Consider the following 16,492-nt stretch of genomic DNA (forward strand, 5'->3'; position numbering starts at 1 on the left):
TACCTCCATAATACCGCCGAACCCCGACAAAAACCGCCAGAGGACAAACACGAAAGAAGGAAAGCTCATGCATTTCTCGCCGATGACCACAGCGACTAGCGCGTGAAGTCCCAGCGGGTGGCGCCGTGCGGTTCCGCGGTAGCCACGCCCACCGCGGAATGCAGCGTGACGCGGTACAGGTGCCACGGCGGCGGGCCCGCACTGGGCGCGCTGTAGGGGGCCGTGAACGCGTCGCCGGCCACCGAAGCCGGCCATCCGCCCGCGCGGTAGACGGCCGCCACCCGCTCCAGGGTGGCCGGGTCGGTGACCCGGTGGGCCTCGCCGTCGAGCACCAGGTCGATGCCGCGCAGGCGCACCGACAAACTGCACGCCGGGTTCGCCGCCAGGTTGCGGGACCTGCGGGTGCCCGGCCCGCCTTGGAAGTACAGGGCGTCGTCCACCCAGACGGCCCCGACGCCCGCGGAGTGCGGCCGTCCGTCGGGCCGCACGGTGGCGACGAAGAACGTCAGGTCGGCGGTGGGGGTATCGCTGGCGAGAACGTCGCGCGGGCGGCTCCAGGGCAGCGCCGCGGACCCGTATCGGTCGAGGTTGCGGGTCGAGATCGGTTCGTTCTTGGTGTCAGTCATACCTGTGCGTCGATCGGCGAGACCCCGGATCGACACCGGGCGCCGCCGGATTTCCGCCGGCTCCCGCGATCAGCGGTTGGCACCGCCCCGGACCGCCCGGCATCCTTGAACGATCGTCCGAAGGGGAAAGCATGGCTGCCAAGCTGGAACAGGACGTCGCTGCCGCGGCGCTGGCGGCGCTGAACACCGCGGAAGGCAAGGCCGACCCGTACCCGCACTACGCCAGGCTGCGCGCGCTCGGGCCCGCGGTGACCAGCGCGGACGGGATGCTGGTGGTCACCGGATACCGGCAGAGCGCCGCGCTGATGCGCGATCACCGGCTGCAGAAGATGCCGGAACTGATCCTGCTCGCCGCCGGGCACCACGACTGGCGGGACCGGCCATCGCTGCGGCTGATGTACACCAGCGTCCTGGTGCTCAACCCGCCCGAGCACACCCGGCTGCGCCGCCTGATCTCCGCCGCGTTCACCATCCGCCGGGTCGCCGGGCTGCGCCCCGCCATCGAGCGGATCACCGCCGAGACCTGCGAACGGGTCGAGGGCAGCACGGACTTCGTCACCGATTTCGCGTTTCCCCTGCCGGTCACCGTGATCGGGGAACTGCTCGGTATCCCGCCCGCCGACCGGGCCGCGTTCCAGCCCCTCGTCCGGGACTGGACGATGGTGCTGGAGGACCTGAGCCCGGCCGCGGTCGACCGGGCGGACGCCGCCGCGGTCACCATCCGCGACTACCTCACCGACCTGGCCGCCGCGCGGCGCGCGAAACCCGCCGACGACCTGATCTCGGCGATGATGACCGCACTGGACGACAACGAAGCGCTGGACGCCGAGGCAGTGGTGACCATGGCTGCGCTCCTGTTCGCCGCAGGCTTCGAGACCACCACCGGGCTGCTCACGAACGGCCTGCTCGCGCTGCTGGCCGCACCGGAGCAAGCGGCGCGGCTGCGCACCGAACCCGAAATCGCCGCGCCCGCGGTGGAAGAGCTGCTTCGCTACGACTCCCCCGTGCAGTTCATGTCCACCCGCAGCGCCCCCACCGATCTCACCATCGCCGGCATCGACTTCGCCGAAGGGCAGCGCGTGCTCAACCTGGTCGGCGCGGCCAACCGCGACCCCGCGGTGTTCGACGAGCCCGACCGGCTGGTGCTGGACCGCGCCGCCGAACCGCCGCTCTCCTTCGGCGGCGGAGTGCACTACTGCGTCGGCGCGCCGCTGGCCAGGCTGGAGGGGCAGATCGCCTTCCCAGCCCTGCTCTCGCGTTTCCCCCGGCTCGCGTTGGCCGGTACCCCGGTCATCCGGCAGGGACTGGCCCTGCACAGCTACACGTCCGTGCCGGTGACCACGAACTGAGCCGGGGCAACCTGATCAACAGCGCGCACGTCCTACCGGAGAGGGAAATTCACCAACCGGAGGGCTGCCACGTTGCTGACGTTGAAAACGGCGAAACGGACCGGGACCATCCTCGTCGTGGTGGCCGCCATGGCGGCCGGCAGCACGGGGGCGGCGACCGCGCGGGACACCTGGGCCGGCGAGCCCTTCCCGCCAAGGCCGGACATGGCCTCCTACGTCACCACCGCTGCCAGCGGAGGCGGGGCGACCTGGGCGTTCGGCAGCTACACCCGGCCCGGCGCACCCACGTCGATCAACGCGCAGGCGTTCCGGCGCGACGAGTCCGGCGGCTGGCAGGAGACGCCGGTACCGAACATCGGGAACATCGTCGCCTCCGCGGTGACCGGCCCCGGTGACGCCTGGGCCGTCAGCTCGTTCGCCAAGGTCAGCGCCGGCGGCACCGTGCACTGGGACGGCCGCGCCTGGACGCAGGTGCCGCTGGAGGTGCCCGGCGCCCCGCGGATCTCCCCCAGCGACGTCACCGCGATCGGCTCCGACGTCTGGACCATCGGGAAGGCGTATCGCGACGGCGAGGACCCGCAGCAGTTCAGCTTCGCCAAACGCTGGGACGGCACCGGCTGGCAGGACGTCCCGCTCCCGGCCGCCGCCAACGACCTGTCCTTCTCCAGCGTCAACGGCGCCGCACCGAACGACCTCTGGCTGGCCGGCACCACCAGCCAGCGCCCGGCGCAGCTCGTCGCGATGCACTGGGACGGCCGCGCCTGGACCCAGACCCCGGTGCCCCCGGTGGACGTCCCCGCCACGGACTACCTCACCGTGCACGACGTAGCCGCGTACTCCCCGGCCGACGTGTGGATCTCGGCCACCCACGCGGTCTACGACGAGCCCGACCACAGCCTCCCCGTCCTGATGCACTGGGACGGCACCGCGTGGACCCGGCAACCGGCTCCCGTGCCCACCGGCGGCCTCGGCAGGCTCGTGCCCGCCGAGGGCGCGCTGTGGAACCTCGGCAGCGAGGCGCTGCTCCGCTACGACGGCAGCTCGTGGCAGGCCGTCGCCGGCCCGCCGGAGGGCCGCCTCGGCACCGGCACCGAACTCCCGGACGGCCGCCTGCTCGGCATCGGCTCGCAGGGCGCCACCGACCGGCCCCAGCCCTTCGCCGCCGTGCACAACCGCTGACGCACACGTTTGCCCGCAACGATTTTCGATTGACAGGCGTGCCACCGTGGATCTTCGTGGACGAACACGAAATCGCCGAACTCCGGAACCTGGCCGGGCTGGCCACCCCGATGGCGCTGCGGGTCGCGGTGACCCTTGGCCTGCCGGACCGGTTGCGTGGTGACGGCGCGGCCGCCGAGCGGGTCGCGGCCGAACTCGGCGTGTCCCCGATCGCGCTCGAACTGCTGCTGGGCCACCTGGCGACCCTCGGCGTCGTCGAGCAGACGCCCACCGGCTACCGGACCACCCGCTACGGGGCGAACCTGTGCACCGACGCCGGCAACGGGCTGACCAACTTCCTGCACCTGGACCTGGCGGGCGGCCGCGCCGAACTGGCCTTCGCCGAACTCCTGCACAGCATCACCACCGGCGACGCCGCCTACCCCCGCCGCTACGGCCAGGACTTCTGGGCCGACCTCACCGCACAGCCGCATCTCCGCGAATCGTTCGACCAGCAGATGACGCACCGGTTCCGCGAGCAGATCCCGGGGATCGTGGACGGCTACGACTGGGGCCGCTTCGCCACCATCGTCGACGTCGGCGGTGGGCACGGCACCCTCCTCGCCGCGATCCTGGCCGCCCACCCCCGGCTGCGCGGCCAGCTGATCGACCTCGACCCCACCGCGACCGAAGCCGGCCACACCTTCCGCGCACACGGGGTCGACGATCGGGCGCAAACGACCGCGGTGAGCTTCTTCGACCCTTTGCCCCCAGGGGCGGATGCCTATCTGCTGTGCGACATCCTGCACGACTGGGACGACGAGCACGCGCACCGGATCCTGAGCCGCTGCGTCGAAGCCGTCGTCCCGGCCGGCCGCGTCCTGGTCGTCGAACCGGTCGGCGGACGACGCGCCGCCACCGAGTTCGACCTGGCCATGCTGGTGATCTTCGGAGGCCGCGAGCGCCGGGTCGACGAGTTCCGTGCCCTCGCCTCGGCGCACGGACTGGTCCTGGACACCGTGGCCGACCTGACCGACCAGCGCTGCCTGCTGGAGTTCCGCCTCGGCTGAGCGCCGGTCAGCTCATCAGCACGATTTTTCCCCTGGCGTGGCGGCTTTCGCTCAGCTCGTGCGCGGCCGCGGCCTCGGCGAGCGGGAACGCCGCCGCGACCGGCACCCGCAGCCTGCCCTCACCAGCGAGCGTGACCGCGATCGGAAGGCCGTGCAGCGCCAACGGGTCGGCGGCGCCCACCGCCGCGCCGGTTTCTCCGGCCGGCGCTCCGTGCGACAGGTGCACGCCGTGCTCCGCCGCTGCGGTGACGTCGGCGAGCGTCACCACCCGCGTCGGGTCGCCGGCGATGGCGACGAGCTCCGGCAGCGTCCCTCCGGCGCAGTCGACCACACCGTCCACTCCGGACGGTGCCAGCGCGCGGATCCGTTCGGCGAGCCCCGGCCCGTACGTTGTCGGCTTCGCGCCGAGGGAACGCAGGAACTCGTGGTTGCGCTCGCTCGCGGTACCGAGCACGGTGGCGCCGCGGGCGACTGCGAGCTGGACGACGATGCTGCCCGTCCCGCCGGCCGCGCCCTGCACGAGCACGGTGTGCCCGGCGCCGACCGCGAGCCGGTCGAGGACCCTGGTGCCCGCCTCGACGGCACCCGCCGCGCCACCCGCTTCCGCCCAACTCCACCCGGCCGGTTTGGGCGCCCAGGCGGCCAGTACCGCGAACTCCGCGTTGGCGCCGCGCGCGGCCGAATCGGCCATGCCGAACACCTCGTCGCCGATGCCAACGCCGGTGACCCCGTCGCCGACCTCGTCCACCACGCCCGCGGCCTCCACCCCGGTGCGATACGGGAAAGTCACGGGCACCAAGGCACGCATCTCCCCGGAGCGGATGCGGATCTCCCCGGCCGCGATCCCGGAGGCCCGTACCGCGACCCGAATTTCGCCCGGTCCGGCGTGCGGCGCTTCGACCTCGGCGACATGCACGACACCGGGCGGGCCGTATTCGGTGAACTGGATTGCTCTCATGCACCGAACGTAACGGAGCACCCCGTCCGGTTGGCTAAAGTGAGAGCGGTGACGACCCAAGTGATAAAACGGCGCTCGGATGCCCGCGACAACCGCGAGCGCATCCTCGTGGTCGCTCGCGTGGCCTTCGCCGCCGAGGGCCTCGACGTGCCGATCCGGGAGATCGCCCGGCGCGCCGAAGTCGGTGTCGCGACCGTCTACCGGCACTTCGAGACCAAGGAAGCGCTGCTGTCCGAAGCCTTCGCCGAGCAGCTGACCCTTTGCTCGGCGATCGTGGCGGAAGGGCTGGCGGCGGAGGCCCCGTGGCGCGGGTTCTGCCTGGTGATCGAGAAGCTGATGGAGTTGCACGCCCTGGACCGGGGATTCGCCCGCGCGTTCACCTCGCAGCTCCCCCGGGCGGCCGGCTTCGCCGAGGAGCGCGATCGCACCCTGCGCCTGCTGCTCGAACTGGTGCGGCTGGCGAAGGAAGCCGGCGACCTGCGGGAGGATTTCGTGCTGGAGGACATCAGCCTGGCGCTGATGGCGAACGAAGGCATCCGCGCCGAGTCACCCGAGATGAGGGTCGCGGCGTCGCGTCGCTTCGCGGCACTGATGATCCAGTCGTTCCAGGCGAACCCCGTCCGGACGCCGCTTCCGCCCGCCGTCCGGCTGCCGCTGTCCAGGGCATAGCGCGGCATCACCGGCTGTAGTTCTTGCCCGGGGGCCTGCCGGGGATCGGCTTGCCGACGAGCGCGACCGGGATGAAGAAGCAGATCTGGCTGATCACCAGGGTGAGCGTCCAGAGCGCCTTGTCGTCGTAGTGCGCGGATGCCCTGGCGAACAGTTCTTCGGGAACGCGCTCCCCGAACGGGTTCGGGGTGAGCACGGCCTCCACGAGTTCCAGCGCGACCCGTTCGGCGTCGGTGAAGTAGGGGGCATCCTGCCAAGACGCCACGGCGGTGATGCGCTCCTCGGTTTCCCCGGCTTTGCGCAGCAGGCCGGTTTGCCGGACGGTGTGGTAAGTGCTGCCGACGATCTGCCCACCGCGGAGCTGCACCAGGCCGACGGTGGACTGCGGAATCGCACCGTTCCTGGTGGCCTTGACCATGGCGCCGCCGATTTCGCCCAGCTCGGGGAACAACGGGGTGGGGTCGGGCAGCCGTGACTGGAGGTTTTCCTGCTCGGTCGTGGACATGGCGGTCTTCCCTTCACGAAGCTCAACGGTGTCTTGGCAGTCCGACGACATGGCCCCGCCGAATGTGAGGCGCGTCGCTGTCACAGTTCGCCGCGGGGACCGGTCTAGTGGTGAGAACAGCCGCGACCGAAGGAGTCGGCGACACCATGACCATCCAATCCGGGACCATGCAATCCGGCCCAGTGCCCGACCGGCTCGATCCGGACCTGAGTGCGATCATGAGCGCGCGGCGTCAGCTGATCAACCTCGCGTACCGGCTCCTCGGCTCCCTGACCGACGCCGAAGATGCCGTGCAGGAGGCGTATGCCCGCTGGTGCGCCATGTCCCGGCCGCAACGGGAAGCCATCGAAACCCCCGGCGCCTGGCTGAGCACCGTCACCAGCCGCATCTGCCTCGACCTGCTCGGCTCGGCACGGGCCCGGCGGGAACGCTACGTTGGCGAATGGATCCCCGAACCGCTGCCCGAGCACGGGGAGTGGACCACCGGGCCAGGCCGAGCCTCGGCCGACCCGGCCGACCGGGTCACCCTCGACGAGTCGATCAACATGGCCTTCCTGATCGTGCTCGAGTCGATGACCCCGGCCGAGCGCGTCGCCTTCGTCCTGCACGATGTCTTCGGCTACCCCTTCGCCGAAGTGGCCGAGATCGTCGGCCGCACCCCGGCGGCCTGTCGCCAGCTGGCCTCGTCGGCCCGCCGCCGCATCAGCGCGTCACTGGCCCCCACACCGCCGAGCGCGCAGAACGCCGGCGTCGTCAGGGCCTTCAAACAAGCTTGGGAAGCCAAGGACATCCACTCCCTCATCGGCCTTCTCGACCCCGACGCCATCGCGGTCGCCGACGGCGGCGGGCTCGTCAGCGCCGTGCTCCACCCGGTAGAAGGCGCCGAGGAGGTCGCGCGCGGTGCCGTCGGCCTTTTCGGTGGAGTGCCCGGCCTGACGATCCTGGAACGCACGGTCAACGGCAGTCCCGGCCTGGTCATCCAGCAGGACGGCGTCACCGTGACGGTCGTCGCGTTCGACATCGTGGACGGCCTGATCAAGCACATCTGGGGAATCCGCAACCCCGAAAAACTCCGCCCTTGGCGAACCTGAAGGCAACGGAGGAACCTTGCCCGCATAGCCAATATCGATGGCGGCATCACGATTCACACAGCGCCGAGGCCGGACTCTTAGCGATTATCTTCTACCGCAATGTCTTCCCAGAGGTCCTGCCTGATGCCGAACTCCCGGCCGAGGTCAGCCAGGGCATTGTACGTTTTTCCGTCCACCACGGCGTCGTACTCATGAAGTTGAGTACACAGGTTCTCTAAAGCAACAACGGGTTCGTCCGCGTCTATAAGCTCCCACACCGACGTCATATCGTCGCGGGGAATTTTTCCTTCGACTGCAATCAAGACCGCTCGCAGCGACGCGTCAACAGAGTCTCCAGTCATATTTGTCATGACTCCGGATGCTCCTCGATGATCCCTTCGGGCTCAAAGTTTGTTTTCGGGGTTGGCGAATAGAGAGACGGACTCTTGTCGATGCCGTCCCAGAAAACCCATAGATGGTCGCTAGCGGGACACCGATAGAAGATCGTCGAGGCATGGTACACGTCGTCCGCCGTGCCGTCGTCGACCAGCCGACCAAGATTGACATCGGAGATGCAGTGCCATTCGATCGGGTTGGGAATTTCTCCGCTAGTGGAGATCAGTTGACCACAGACACAGCGAAATTTGGCCATTATTCAACCTCCAATGATTACTGAGATCCAGAACGACTCCGCCGCCTTTCAGTTGAGGCCCCCTTCTGGCGATGGCGTTAACGATGGACCTGACACTGCCAGTGGTGGGAGTGTACATGTCGTACCGTAATCGTGGCGCCCACCGAGATATCACGGCCGAGGTTGTACCAAATGAAAGGTTGGAGTGCGCACAGACCGTCGCTCATTGCAAAGCGAAGAGAAACACAAGCCCCGGGGAGGTGTGCAAGGGTAGGACGTGGCCGCCGCCAGGTGGTGATAGGTCACCACCCCCGTCGCCTCGTTGAAGAACAGCGTCACCGACAGCCGTGCCAGCGGCTTCACGTCCACCCGGACCAGATCGGTCGTCGCCTCCTCGGCCGCAATCGTGGCGGTGTCAGGCGTCCCAGGAAACCGGAAGCTCGACCATTTCGTACATGTTGGCGTCGGTGCGCAGCTGCACATCTTCGGCCGGGATGGCCAGGCGCAGGGTGGGGAAACGGGTGAGCAGAGCCGGCAGGGTGGTCCGCAGCTCGATGCGGGCCAGGTGCTGGCCGAGGCACTGGTGGATACCGTGCACGAAGGTGAGGTGCCCGGTGGCGTCCCGGCGAAGGTCCAGCTTGTCCGGGTCGACGAACTTCCTGGGGTCGCGGTTGACGTTGTCGATGGAGATGGTGACGCATTCCCCCGCCTTGATCAGCTCGCCGCCGATCTCCACGTCCTCCACCGCGGCCCGGAGCGTGGCAGGGCCGAGGCCGGTGTAGCGCAGCAGTTCCTCGACGGCGCCGTCGGTGAGACCGGGATCGTCGCGCAGGGCGGCGAGCTGCTCGGGGTGCAGCAGCAGGGCGAAGACGTTCATGCCGATCGAGGTGGCCGTGGTGTGCAGGCCCGCGCCCAGCAGGAAGGTCCCGACGCCGACGAGCTCTTCGTGGGTCAGATCGCTGGTGGTCAGCTCGCTGAGCACGTCGTCGGTGGGGTTGGCGCGCTTGTCCACGACGAGCCGGTCGATGTACTCCTGCAGCTCGGACCAGTTGACGGCCATGGTCTCCGGAGTCACCCCCTCGCGGAGCAGCATCCCGTTCACGAGCTGGTGGAAGCGCTCGCGTTCGCCGGAGGGGACCCCGAGCAGTTCGCAGATCACCAGCGCCGGGACGGGCTGGGCGTAGGCCCGCATCAGATCCACCGACGGTCCCTGGCCTTCCATCGCATCCAGGCACTCGGTGGTGAACTCCTCCACCCGTTCGGTCAGCAGGCGCATCCGGCGGACGGTGAACTTCCCGGCGAGCAGCTTGCGGAAGCGGGTGTGCTCCGGCGCGTCGATCCCGAGGAAGTCACCGACCGGCGCGGGAGGCATGACTTCGCCGAAGCTGGGGAACGGGGGGTGCTGCAGTTCGTACCGGTTGCTGAAGCGAGGGTGCCCGAGCACGGCGCGAGCCTCCTCGTGGCCGGTCGCCAGCCACCCCTCGTGCCCGTCGGGATAGATCATCCTCGCCAGCGGCCGCTCCTCGCGCAGCCGGACGAGCTCCGGCAGCTGCTTGAACGGGTGCGCTTCGGAGCGCTTGAGCATCAGTTCCGGTTCGGTGAACGGTTCGGTCATCGTTGTTCCCTCCAACTCGCTGGTGATCCAACGATGTCGAGGGACGATGACAGCCGCCTTATATCGCGCTGTCAGGCCGCGGGCGCGCCTGTCAGAGCGGCGCCAGCAGGGCGTCCTGGCGCCGCAGCCCGGTCACCGGCGAATTCCGCGAGCGCGCTCGGTCGCGCGCAGGCGAACCTGTCGCCACTCGCCGAAATGATACTATTCTTCCTCGTTTCGTTTCATAATTTCGTGCACAATACCCGCTCGACGCACCAACTCGGGCCACTTTGGATGATTGAGGTACTCAATGTCTGGGACATCTCCGAGCTCCTCTAAAATTGACCCAAAAATCTCCCCAAGATGCGCGATTGGCGCTTCCTCGTCAGGATAAATTAGTTCCCCCACGCATCCGGGTGCCGGCGCGGGCAGGAGAGGAGAGTCATCGAACAGAGTATGCACAGCGAGGTCTAGTTCGTCATAGTAGCCAGGATGAGGAAGTTCATGACGTATCCAGACTCGCTCTTGATATTCACGATCCGCCAGACCTTCGATCGCCTCCAGGATCTGGGTCCTGATCCCCGGAAAGCGGATTCTTGTCACGGCCTGTTCCACTCCTTCCATTTCGCCCACTCGGTCAACGGAATGTGCGTTTCCTCCGGGAACTTCTTCACGCTTGTTCCCGGAGGAAACACTTTGCCGCCTCGGCCAATTATTCGACCGTTTTCAGTTATTCTAACATGGTCAACCCGCTGTGACGGATACTCATGACTCGGGTTACCTTTGTCTATCCGAATGGACGAACCTTTCGGGTTCTTCGGATCGAACCACCTTGTACCAATCCCCTTACTGTTTGGAATTCCTTCACCCCAGGAAGAGGGAACGTTCTTGATTACCTTGGAGTTGAGCCAAGAGCTGGCGCCTTTGCTGCCTGGCCCGGCCAGGCTGCCAAGCCTGCCGAACAGTCGTCCAGCGCCGCCACCCCCAAGAATCGGCCCGTTTTCGACGCCGACGATGATCTTTCCGGGGTAGTTGCTTGTTTGGCGGGTGAGGTTGTCGCCGCATTGGCGAGCATTGTATTTGCAGTAGAGCTTGAGGTAGAAGCCGGGCAGATCTTTGTCCTCGATGGCGGGCCTGCCGAAGATAAAGGTCGCACTGGTAAGCCATTGGTCGAAATCGGCGGCCAAAGCTGTGCAGGACCCGGCGCCTAATCCTGCGGGTAGTGCGATGCCGTTGAGGTAGCAAATGCCTTCCGCGGTGATCAGCTGGGTCCCGTTGCCGTAGTTGGCCACGTCGACATCGTCGCCCTCGGCCGCGGGGCCGCCATTGATTCGATTAGCTGTCTCCGCCCGGTAGCGGTCGAGGAAGAGTTGGGCTGCGTCGGCGGCGGCTTTGCCGGCGATATTGGCGTCGTGGCCTGCGGCATTGGCGGATTCGCGGGCTCGGCGGGCGGCTTCGTTGGCGGCGACGGCGTAAGCGCGGGCGCGGGCGGCGGATGTTTGCGCCGCGGCTGCCGATGCGGCGGCGGATCGGGCCGCTTGCTGGGCAATAGCGGCAGCGTTGCGGGCAACTTTCGCCGAGGCGACCGCTTGCTGGGCGGACTGCTGGGCCCGTTGTGCGGACTGCGCGGCGTCGGCCGCGTAACTGAGGGCTTTCTGCGCGGACTGCCTGGCCTGGGCGGCGTAACCGGCTGCCTCGTCGGCGGCGTGGCGGGCGAGTGCGGCCGCTTCGGCGGCGCGGGCGGCGGCTTCCTGGGCTTGCTGAGCGGCCTGGGCTGCTGTGGCCACATAGCGTGCGACTCGGGCGGCGTGCGCGGCGGTGTTGTGGTCACGTTGGGCGGCATGGTGTTGCCCGGTGTCAAGGAACGCTCGCAGCTGAGATACGGGGCCGGAGAGCGCGACCTGAGCGGCGGCCTGGACCTCGGGGCCGCCGGTGAACAGAACCTGGTTGACCGCGATGCGCTCGTCGTGTTCGCGCGCCGTGTGCTGGCCAGTGGCCAGGAAGTCCCGTAAAGCCTGCGGAGTGCGTGCGTCGAGGGCCTTTCTGGCGCCGTCCTTGGTCGCCTGGCCGCCGGCGTGCAGCAGTTGCACAACGCGAACGCGGTCGTCAGTCTCCCGTTCCGGGTAGTCGCGCTCGGCGAGGAACCGGGTGACAGCCCGGTAGTCTCCGGCCAGGGCGGCGGCCGCGGCCTTCTTCAACCCGGGACGGTCGGTGGTGTCCCCGATCTGGGCAACCTGGGCACGGTCGTCCTGCTCGATCGCGGTGAGCCTGGCCCGGTGGACGAACTCGACCACGGTTGGCTCATCTGCGACGAGAGCCTGTTCTGCGGCGGCTTTCGTGAAGGGACCCCCGGTGGTCATCAGTCGCATCGCGACCTTGCGTCCATTGCCGACGACTACGTCGCGCGGGGCGCCTGGTGCGGTGGCTGCCTCGAGAAGGGCGCGGGTTTCCGCGTCCAGCCGGGCCGCGTCGGCGACCTGCCAAGCGGTGTCGGAGGCACGGTCGACCTCGTCCTGTTTGGCTTGCTCGGCATTGGCAACCGCGTCGTCCTGCCAGGCGGCCAGGCGAGCGGTATCCGCGGCTCTTCCGGTCTCTTCGACCTTGCGGGCCTGCTGGGCGGCGGCGAGGGCCCCGTCCGCGGCGCGCTGAGCCTCGGCGGCATGAGCAGCGGACTCTCGGGCGGCGTTCTCGGCATCGCTTGCGTGGTTGGCAGCGTCATTGGCGGCCTGGGCGGCACGTTCGGCATGGCCGGCGGCGGATTCCGCGGCGGCCTTGGCCTCCATCGCCGCCCCGACGGCCTGCTGTGCCAAAGCCTGTGCCGCACCGGCCGCGCGGGTCGCTGCGGCGGCGGCCTTACGCGCTTTCGCGGCCTGAGCTGTGGCACGTTCGGCGTGCGCCCCCGCCCGGCGGGCGTGACCGCCCGCTTCACCCGCGGCTCCAGCGGCCCTGTCTGCATGTGACGCGGCGCCTGCCGCGGCCGATGCCGCCGCCGCAGCGGCGTTGGCCGCGTTGATGACATGTGCGACGGTGGCGGCGGCATCCCTGGCGGCCTTCGCCGCAACTCCGGCGTCCACAGCCGCGGCCCTGGCATTGGCAGCCTTGCTGGAATCACGTGCGGCTGCGCTGGCCGCGCCCTGTGCGTGCGCAGCTGCACGTCCGGCCAGGGCGGCCGCACTCGCGGCACCGGCCGCCGCAGCCGCTGCGGCACGGGATGCCTTCACCGCGGCTGCGGCGGCGCCGAGCGCGACCTGTGCTGCACCCGCGGCCTGCCCTGCCGCGGTCGCGGCCCGGCCCGCCGCCGCGGCGGCACGGCCGGCGTCGGTCTTGGCGGCGGCGGTCTCCGCAGCCGCGCGGACAGCGGCCTCCTTCGCCAGTCGTGCGGCCTCGACGGCCCGTGAAGAAGCTTCCTGCGCCGCATTGGTCTCGGCGATCGCGCGGGCCTGCTCGTCCTTGGCGACTTGGGCGAGATGGGAGACCGAGAGCAGCTCCTGGTCCCGTTCTCGGGCGACATGCTGGCCAGTGGTCAGGAACTCGCGTAACGCCTCGACCGAGCCGTCGTCCAAAGCTTGGGAGGCGACACGTTTGACCTCCGGCCCGCCCGCGCTGAGGATCTGCACGACCCGGACCCGGTCGTCGGTTTCCTGGGCCGCCTTCCGGCCGAACTGCAGAAACTCGACCAGCGCCTCCACCGTGCCGGCGTTGAGCGCCTTTTCCGCGGCCTCACGCACACCGCGCCCTTCGGCCGTGGCAAGGGCCTGGTTGACCTGGACCCGCTGGTCGTGTTCCCACGGGCTCTGCCACCCGGTCGTCAGGAACGCGCGAATCGCCCCGATGGACCCGTCGTTGAGCGCCTTCTCGGCGGCCTCACGCACTCCCCTGCCGGCGGAATTGAGCGACTGAACGATCCGGACCCGGTCATCAGCTTCGCGCGCGGCGTCGAGCGCGGTCTCCAGGAACTGCTCAACCTGGGCATCAGTACCGGTCAACGCCGCTGCGGCGGCGCCACGGACACCGGGCCCGCCGGTCTTCCACTCCTCGAGCGCCCGCGCGCGAGGAGACTCCCCCGCAGCCCCCTGCGGGCTGTTTGCGGCCACGAGTGCGTCCGCACCGGTGGCCGCGGACGCTACCTTTGGCGCCACCAGCAGACCGGCGATCAAGGCGAGCGCCAACGCGAACACGAACGACGCCTGTCGTATCCGACTCGTTTCCACCAGCGCGGCCGCTCGTTTCACGCGCGCGAAGACACTGCTGACACACTTTTTTGGCACGTCGCCAATTCCCCTCGAACGACGCCGGCGCTGCCAACGTCCTGCCTAGTGAAGGTGAACAGATTCCGTCGCCCCCCGCGACGGCATGATCCTGCCTCAAGATTGCAATTAATCGCAACAAAGGTGGCGGTCGCCACAATCGGCCCCATGCGCTGATTCGCGGGAGCACGGAATGCTTACCGTTGCACTGCCGCCACGATGATGCGTGGGTTGTTCACATATTCACCAAGGAGATCTTCATGGTTATGCCATCACGTTCGATTATCGCGGCCGCGGCAGGCACGATCGTGACCGCGATCGCTGCCGGGATCACCGCAGGAGATGCCACGGCGTCCGAAGGGGCCTCTCCTACCACCGGGTCCCACGAGGGGTGGCAACGCTCCACGGTGGAGGATCGCTCCTACCCAGGGGCCACAAAAATCCTTGCTGAGCAGGGAATCTCACTCAAGCACGGGGACGGCAAGATCCTGCTCGCCGGCTGCGGCAGCGCCACGGACCTGGCCGAAGTGCACAGTCGGAGCAAGGGCAGGTTCTGCTTCAGCGTCGCCGGCCCGACCGGCTATTTGGCGCTGGACCTTCCCGATACCTACTCCGTCAAGGGAAACAGTTACCGCCTGCAGGTCAGCCTCACCGCGCAGGGTCGAACTACCACATCAACGGTTGAAAAGAACACCTGGACACCGGTCGGCGAAGGAGCCAATACCGCACCCAGCGTCCTCGTCGAGATCCGCACCGCTTAACACTGTCGCCAACGGCACAATGTTGACTTGTTGAGTTCTCCAGGAAACACCGAAAGTGCTCGATCGAATGGGTGTTGATTGGTTGATGAACCAAGGAAACACTCCTCAGTCGCGCACGTTGCCAGTCACGCCATCAACACGAATCAGTCAAGGAGCCGTACCCATGTCCTCACCACGCTCAACCGCACGCCGAGCGACGGCACTCGCCTCCCTCGTCCTCGCCACGACGAGCATGGCCGCCGCTCCGGCGTCGGCGATCAGCGGCGGCGCCCCGGCGGCCGACCGCAGCCACCGGTTTGTCGCGAAGGTCACCGTCGGCGACCAGAGTTGCACCGGGGCACTGGTCGCCCCGCAGTGGCTGCTCACCGCCGCGAGTTGTTTCGCCGACACCCCGGACCAGGGATTCCACATCCCCGCCGGGCCACCCCGCCAACGCTCGACGGCGGTGATCGGCCGCACGATCCTGTCCCAGGACGACGGTCAGGTCGTCGCCATCACCGACCTCGTCCCCCGGGACGGCCGCGATCTCACGCTCGCCAAGCTGGCCACCCCGGTCACCGGCATCACCCCGGTGCCGGTCACCCGCACCGCGCCGAAAGCCGGCGAGGAACTCCTGGTCGCCGGCTACGGTCGCACCTCCACCGAGTGGGTTCCCGACCGGCTGCACACCGCCACCTTCACCGCACGCGAACTCACCGACACCACCTTCACCATCACCGGCAAAGACCCGGCTACCGCCTCCACTTGCCGCGGCGACGCCGGCGGACCCGCCTTGCGGGACACCAACGGGAACGTCGAACTGGTCGCGATCAACAGTGTTTCCTGGCAGGGCGGCTGCATCGGAGAGACCGAGACCCGCACCGGCTCCACCGAGGCTCGTGTGGACGACCTGGGTGACTGGATCCGGCGGCATGTGCCCGACCTCGCCATCGAGTGCGCTGCCGCGGCGCCGGTGTTCACCACCCGCGGGGACGGCAGCATGTGGCTGTATCAGCACACCGACCCCCGCAACGGCAGCTTCTCCTGGATCAACGACAACGGGCAGGCCATCGGCTCCGGCTGGCTCGGCACCCGCGCCGTCGCAGCCCCCGGCGGCGTGGTCTACCAGGCCAACAGCAACGGCGAGCTCCGCCGGTTCCGCTGGAACGGCACCACCTGGGACCTCAACACCGGCCCCACCCCCTACTACCAGGTCATCGACGGCGGCTGGGGCCGCTACGCCACCGCCGAGTACCGCAACCGCATCACCGTCGACACCACCGGGCACATCTACACCATCGAACCCGATGGCAACCTGCACCGGCGCACCTACGACCCTGCCACCGGCAACTGGAACCACCGCGTCCTCAAAGACGGCTGGGCCAAATACGATCTCATCGTCGCCGCCGGCGACGGCGTCCTCTACGCCCGCACCCCCAACGGCGAGCTGTTCCGGTTCGTCTACAACGCCACCTCCGGTGAATGGACCCAGTGGGCCAAGCCCTCGGGCACTGGCTGGAACACCTTCAAAACCATCATGTCCGTCGGCGGAGACGTCCTCTACGGCTCCCACCCCGACGAAAACGGCGGCCTGCTCTGGTACCGCCACCTCCCCGCCAGCGACACCTGGGCACCCACCGGCCGCAACCAGGGCAAACTCATCGGCACCGGCTGGTACGACCTCTACGACATGACCGCGGCACCCGACACCTGCAGGCTCACCCCCTGACCCGTTCGCGCCGGCCCCGGACGCCTTCGCCCGGGGCCGGCGCGAATAGCCCGGCATACGGCAGACGTTTCCCGGAATTGTCCAGCAGTCAACACTGGCCTCCGGCGCCGCGCTGCGGGAACAGTAGAACGCAGATGCGGGCACAA

Annotated in this window: 15 protein-coding genes; 7 read left to right on the forward strand and 8 right to left on the reverse strand. The window is 68.5% G+C overall.

All coding sequences use genetic code 11. The features are described 5' to 3' along the window. Positions 1-95: 95 nt before the first annotated feature. Positions 96-626, reverse strand: coding sequence for a pyridoxamine 5'-phosphate oxidase family protein (locus AMYNI_RS0101060; RefSeq protein WP_020666104.1), 531 nt, complete (start codon positions 624-626; stop codon positions 96-98). 131 nt (positions 627-757) lie between these two features. Between AMYNI_RS0101060 and AMYNI_RS0101065 the strand changes: the two genes are divergently transcribed. The 3 genes from AMYNI_RS0101065 (at position 758) to AMYNI_RS0101075 (ending at position 4,203) form a co-directional block, all read left to right on the forward strand. Continuing rightward, complete coding sequence (locus AMYNI_RS0101065) at positions 758-1,975, forward strand: cytochrome P450 (protein ID WP_020666105.1); 1,218 nt, start codon at positions 758-760, stop codon at positions 1,973-1,975. A gap of 81 nt (positions 1,976-2,056) precedes the next feature. After that, positions 2,057-3,154: a hypothetical protein gene (locus tag AMYNI_RS0101070; protein WP_245573844.1), complete on the forward strand. Its 1,098-nt coding sequence runs from the start codon at positions 2,057-2,059 to the stop codon at positions 3,152-3,154. 56 nt (positions 3,155-3,210) lie between these two features. Continuing rightward, on the forward strand, positions 3,211-4,203 hold the full coding sequence (locus AMYNI_RS0101075) for a methyltransferase (protein WP_425387896.1): 993 nt from the start codon (positions 3,211-3,213) through the stop codon (positions 4,201-4,203). 7 nt (positions 4,204-4,210) lie between these two features. Here the strand turns inward: AMYNI_RS0101075 and AMYNI_RS0101080 are convergent, their stop codons facing one another. Further along, complete coding sequence (locus AMYNI_RS0101080; protein ID WP_020666108.1) at positions 4,211-5,161, reverse strand: NADP-dependent oxidoreductase; 951 nt, start codon at positions 5,159-5,161, stop codon at positions 4,211-4,213. Positions 5,162-5,209: 48 nt separating this feature from the next. Here AMYNI_RS0101080 and AMYNI_RS0101085 point away from each other — a divergent pair, with 48 nt between their 5' ends. After that, positions 5,210-5,830: a TetR/AcrR family transcriptional regulator gene (locus AMYNI_RS0101085; protein ID WP_020666109.1), complete on the forward strand. Its 621-nt coding sequence runs from the start codon at positions 5,210-5,212 to the stop codon at positions 5,828-5,830. 7 nt (positions 5,831-5,837) lie between these two features. On the opposite strand, the gene AMYNI_RS0101090 is transcribed toward AMYNI_RS0101085, so the two are convergent. Then, positions 5,838-6,335, reverse strand: a complete 498-nt coding sequence (locus AMYNI_RS0101090; RefSeq protein WP_020666110.1) for a carboxymuconolactone decarboxylase family protein — start codon at positions 6,333-6,335, stop codon at positions 5,838-5,840. A 146-nt stretch (positions 6,336-6,481) separates the two neighbouring features. Between AMYNI_RS0101090 and sigJ the strand changes: the two genes are divergently transcribed. Next, positions 6,482-7,426: an RNA polymerase sigma factor SigJ gene (gene sigJ / locus AMYNI_RS0101095; RefSeq protein ID WP_020666111.1), complete on the forward strand. Its 945-nt coding sequence runs from the start codon at positions 6,482-6,484 to the stop codon at positions 7,424-7,426. Between the two features lie 77 nt (positions 7,427-7,503). Here the strand turns inward: sigJ and AMYNI_RS43220 are convergent, their stop codons facing one another. The 5 genes from AMYNI_RS43220 to AMYNI_RS43225 all read right to left on the reverse strand — a co-directional run bounded on the left by AMYNI_RS43220 (position 7,504) and on the right by AMYNI_RS43225 (position 13,862). Beyond that, the gene (locus AMYNI_RS43220; RefSeq protein ID WP_157357206.1) at positions 7,504-7,776 is read right to left on the reverse strand and encodes a MafI family immunity protein; all 273 of its coding nucleotides are present in this window, start codon (positions 7,774-7,776) and stop codon (positions 7,504-7,506) included. After that, entirely contained in the window at positions 7,773-8,057 is a 285-nt protein-coding gene (locus tag AMYNI_RS48745; protein ID WP_157357207.1) for a hypothetical protein, read from the reverse strand. The genes AMYNI_RS43220 and AMYNI_RS48745 overlap by 4 nt, the downstream gene beginning before the upstream one ends. Positions 8,058-8,451: 394 nt before the next feature. After that, positions 8,452-9,651, reverse strand: a complete 1,200-nt coding sequence (locus AMYNI_RS0101105; RefSeq protein ID WP_020666113.1) for a cytochrome P450 — start codon at positions 9,649-9,651, stop codon at positions 8,452-8,454. Between the two features lie 201 nt (positions 9,652-9,852). Continuing rightward, positions 9,853-10,254, reverse strand: coding sequence for an SCO4402 family protein (locus AMYNI_RS48750; RefSeq protein WP_425387933.1), 402 nt, complete (start codon positions 10,252-10,254; stop codon positions 9,853-9,855). Then, positions 10,230-13,862: an ALF repeat-containing protein gene (locus AMYNI_RS43225; protein WP_157357209.1), complete on the reverse strand. Its 3,633-nt coding sequence runs from the start codon at positions 13,860-13,862 to the stop codon at positions 10,230-10,232. The genes AMYNI_RS48750 and AMYNI_RS43225 overlap by 25 nt, the downstream gene beginning before the upstream one ends. Before the next feature lie 275 nt (positions 13,863-14,137). On the opposite strand from AMYNI_RS43225, the gene AMYNI_RS0101115 reads away from it, so the two are divergent. Together AMYNI_RS0101115 and AMYNI_RS43230 are read left to right on the forward strand one after the other, a co-directional pair. After that, complete coding sequence (locus tag AMYNI_RS0101115) at positions 14,138-14,638, forward strand: hypothetical protein (RefSeq protein WP_157357210.1); 501 nt, start codon at positions 14,138-14,140, stop codon at positions 14,636-14,638. A 163-nt stretch (positions 14,639-14,801) separates the two neighbouring features. Next, a complete protein-coding gene (locus AMYNI_RS43230; protein ID WP_084628199.1) occupies positions 14,802-16,346 on the forward strand; it encodes a tachylectin-related carbohydrate-binding protein in 1,545 nt (514 codons plus the stop codon). Positions 16,347-16,492 lie beyond the last annotated feature (146 nt).

The sequence above is a fragment of the Amycolatopsis nigrescens CSC17Ta-90 genome (assembly GCF_000384315.1).
Taxonomy (GTDB): domain Bacteria; phylum Actinomycetota; class Actinomycetes; order Mycobacteriales; family Pseudonocardiaceae; genus Amycolatopsis; species Amycolatopsis nigrescens.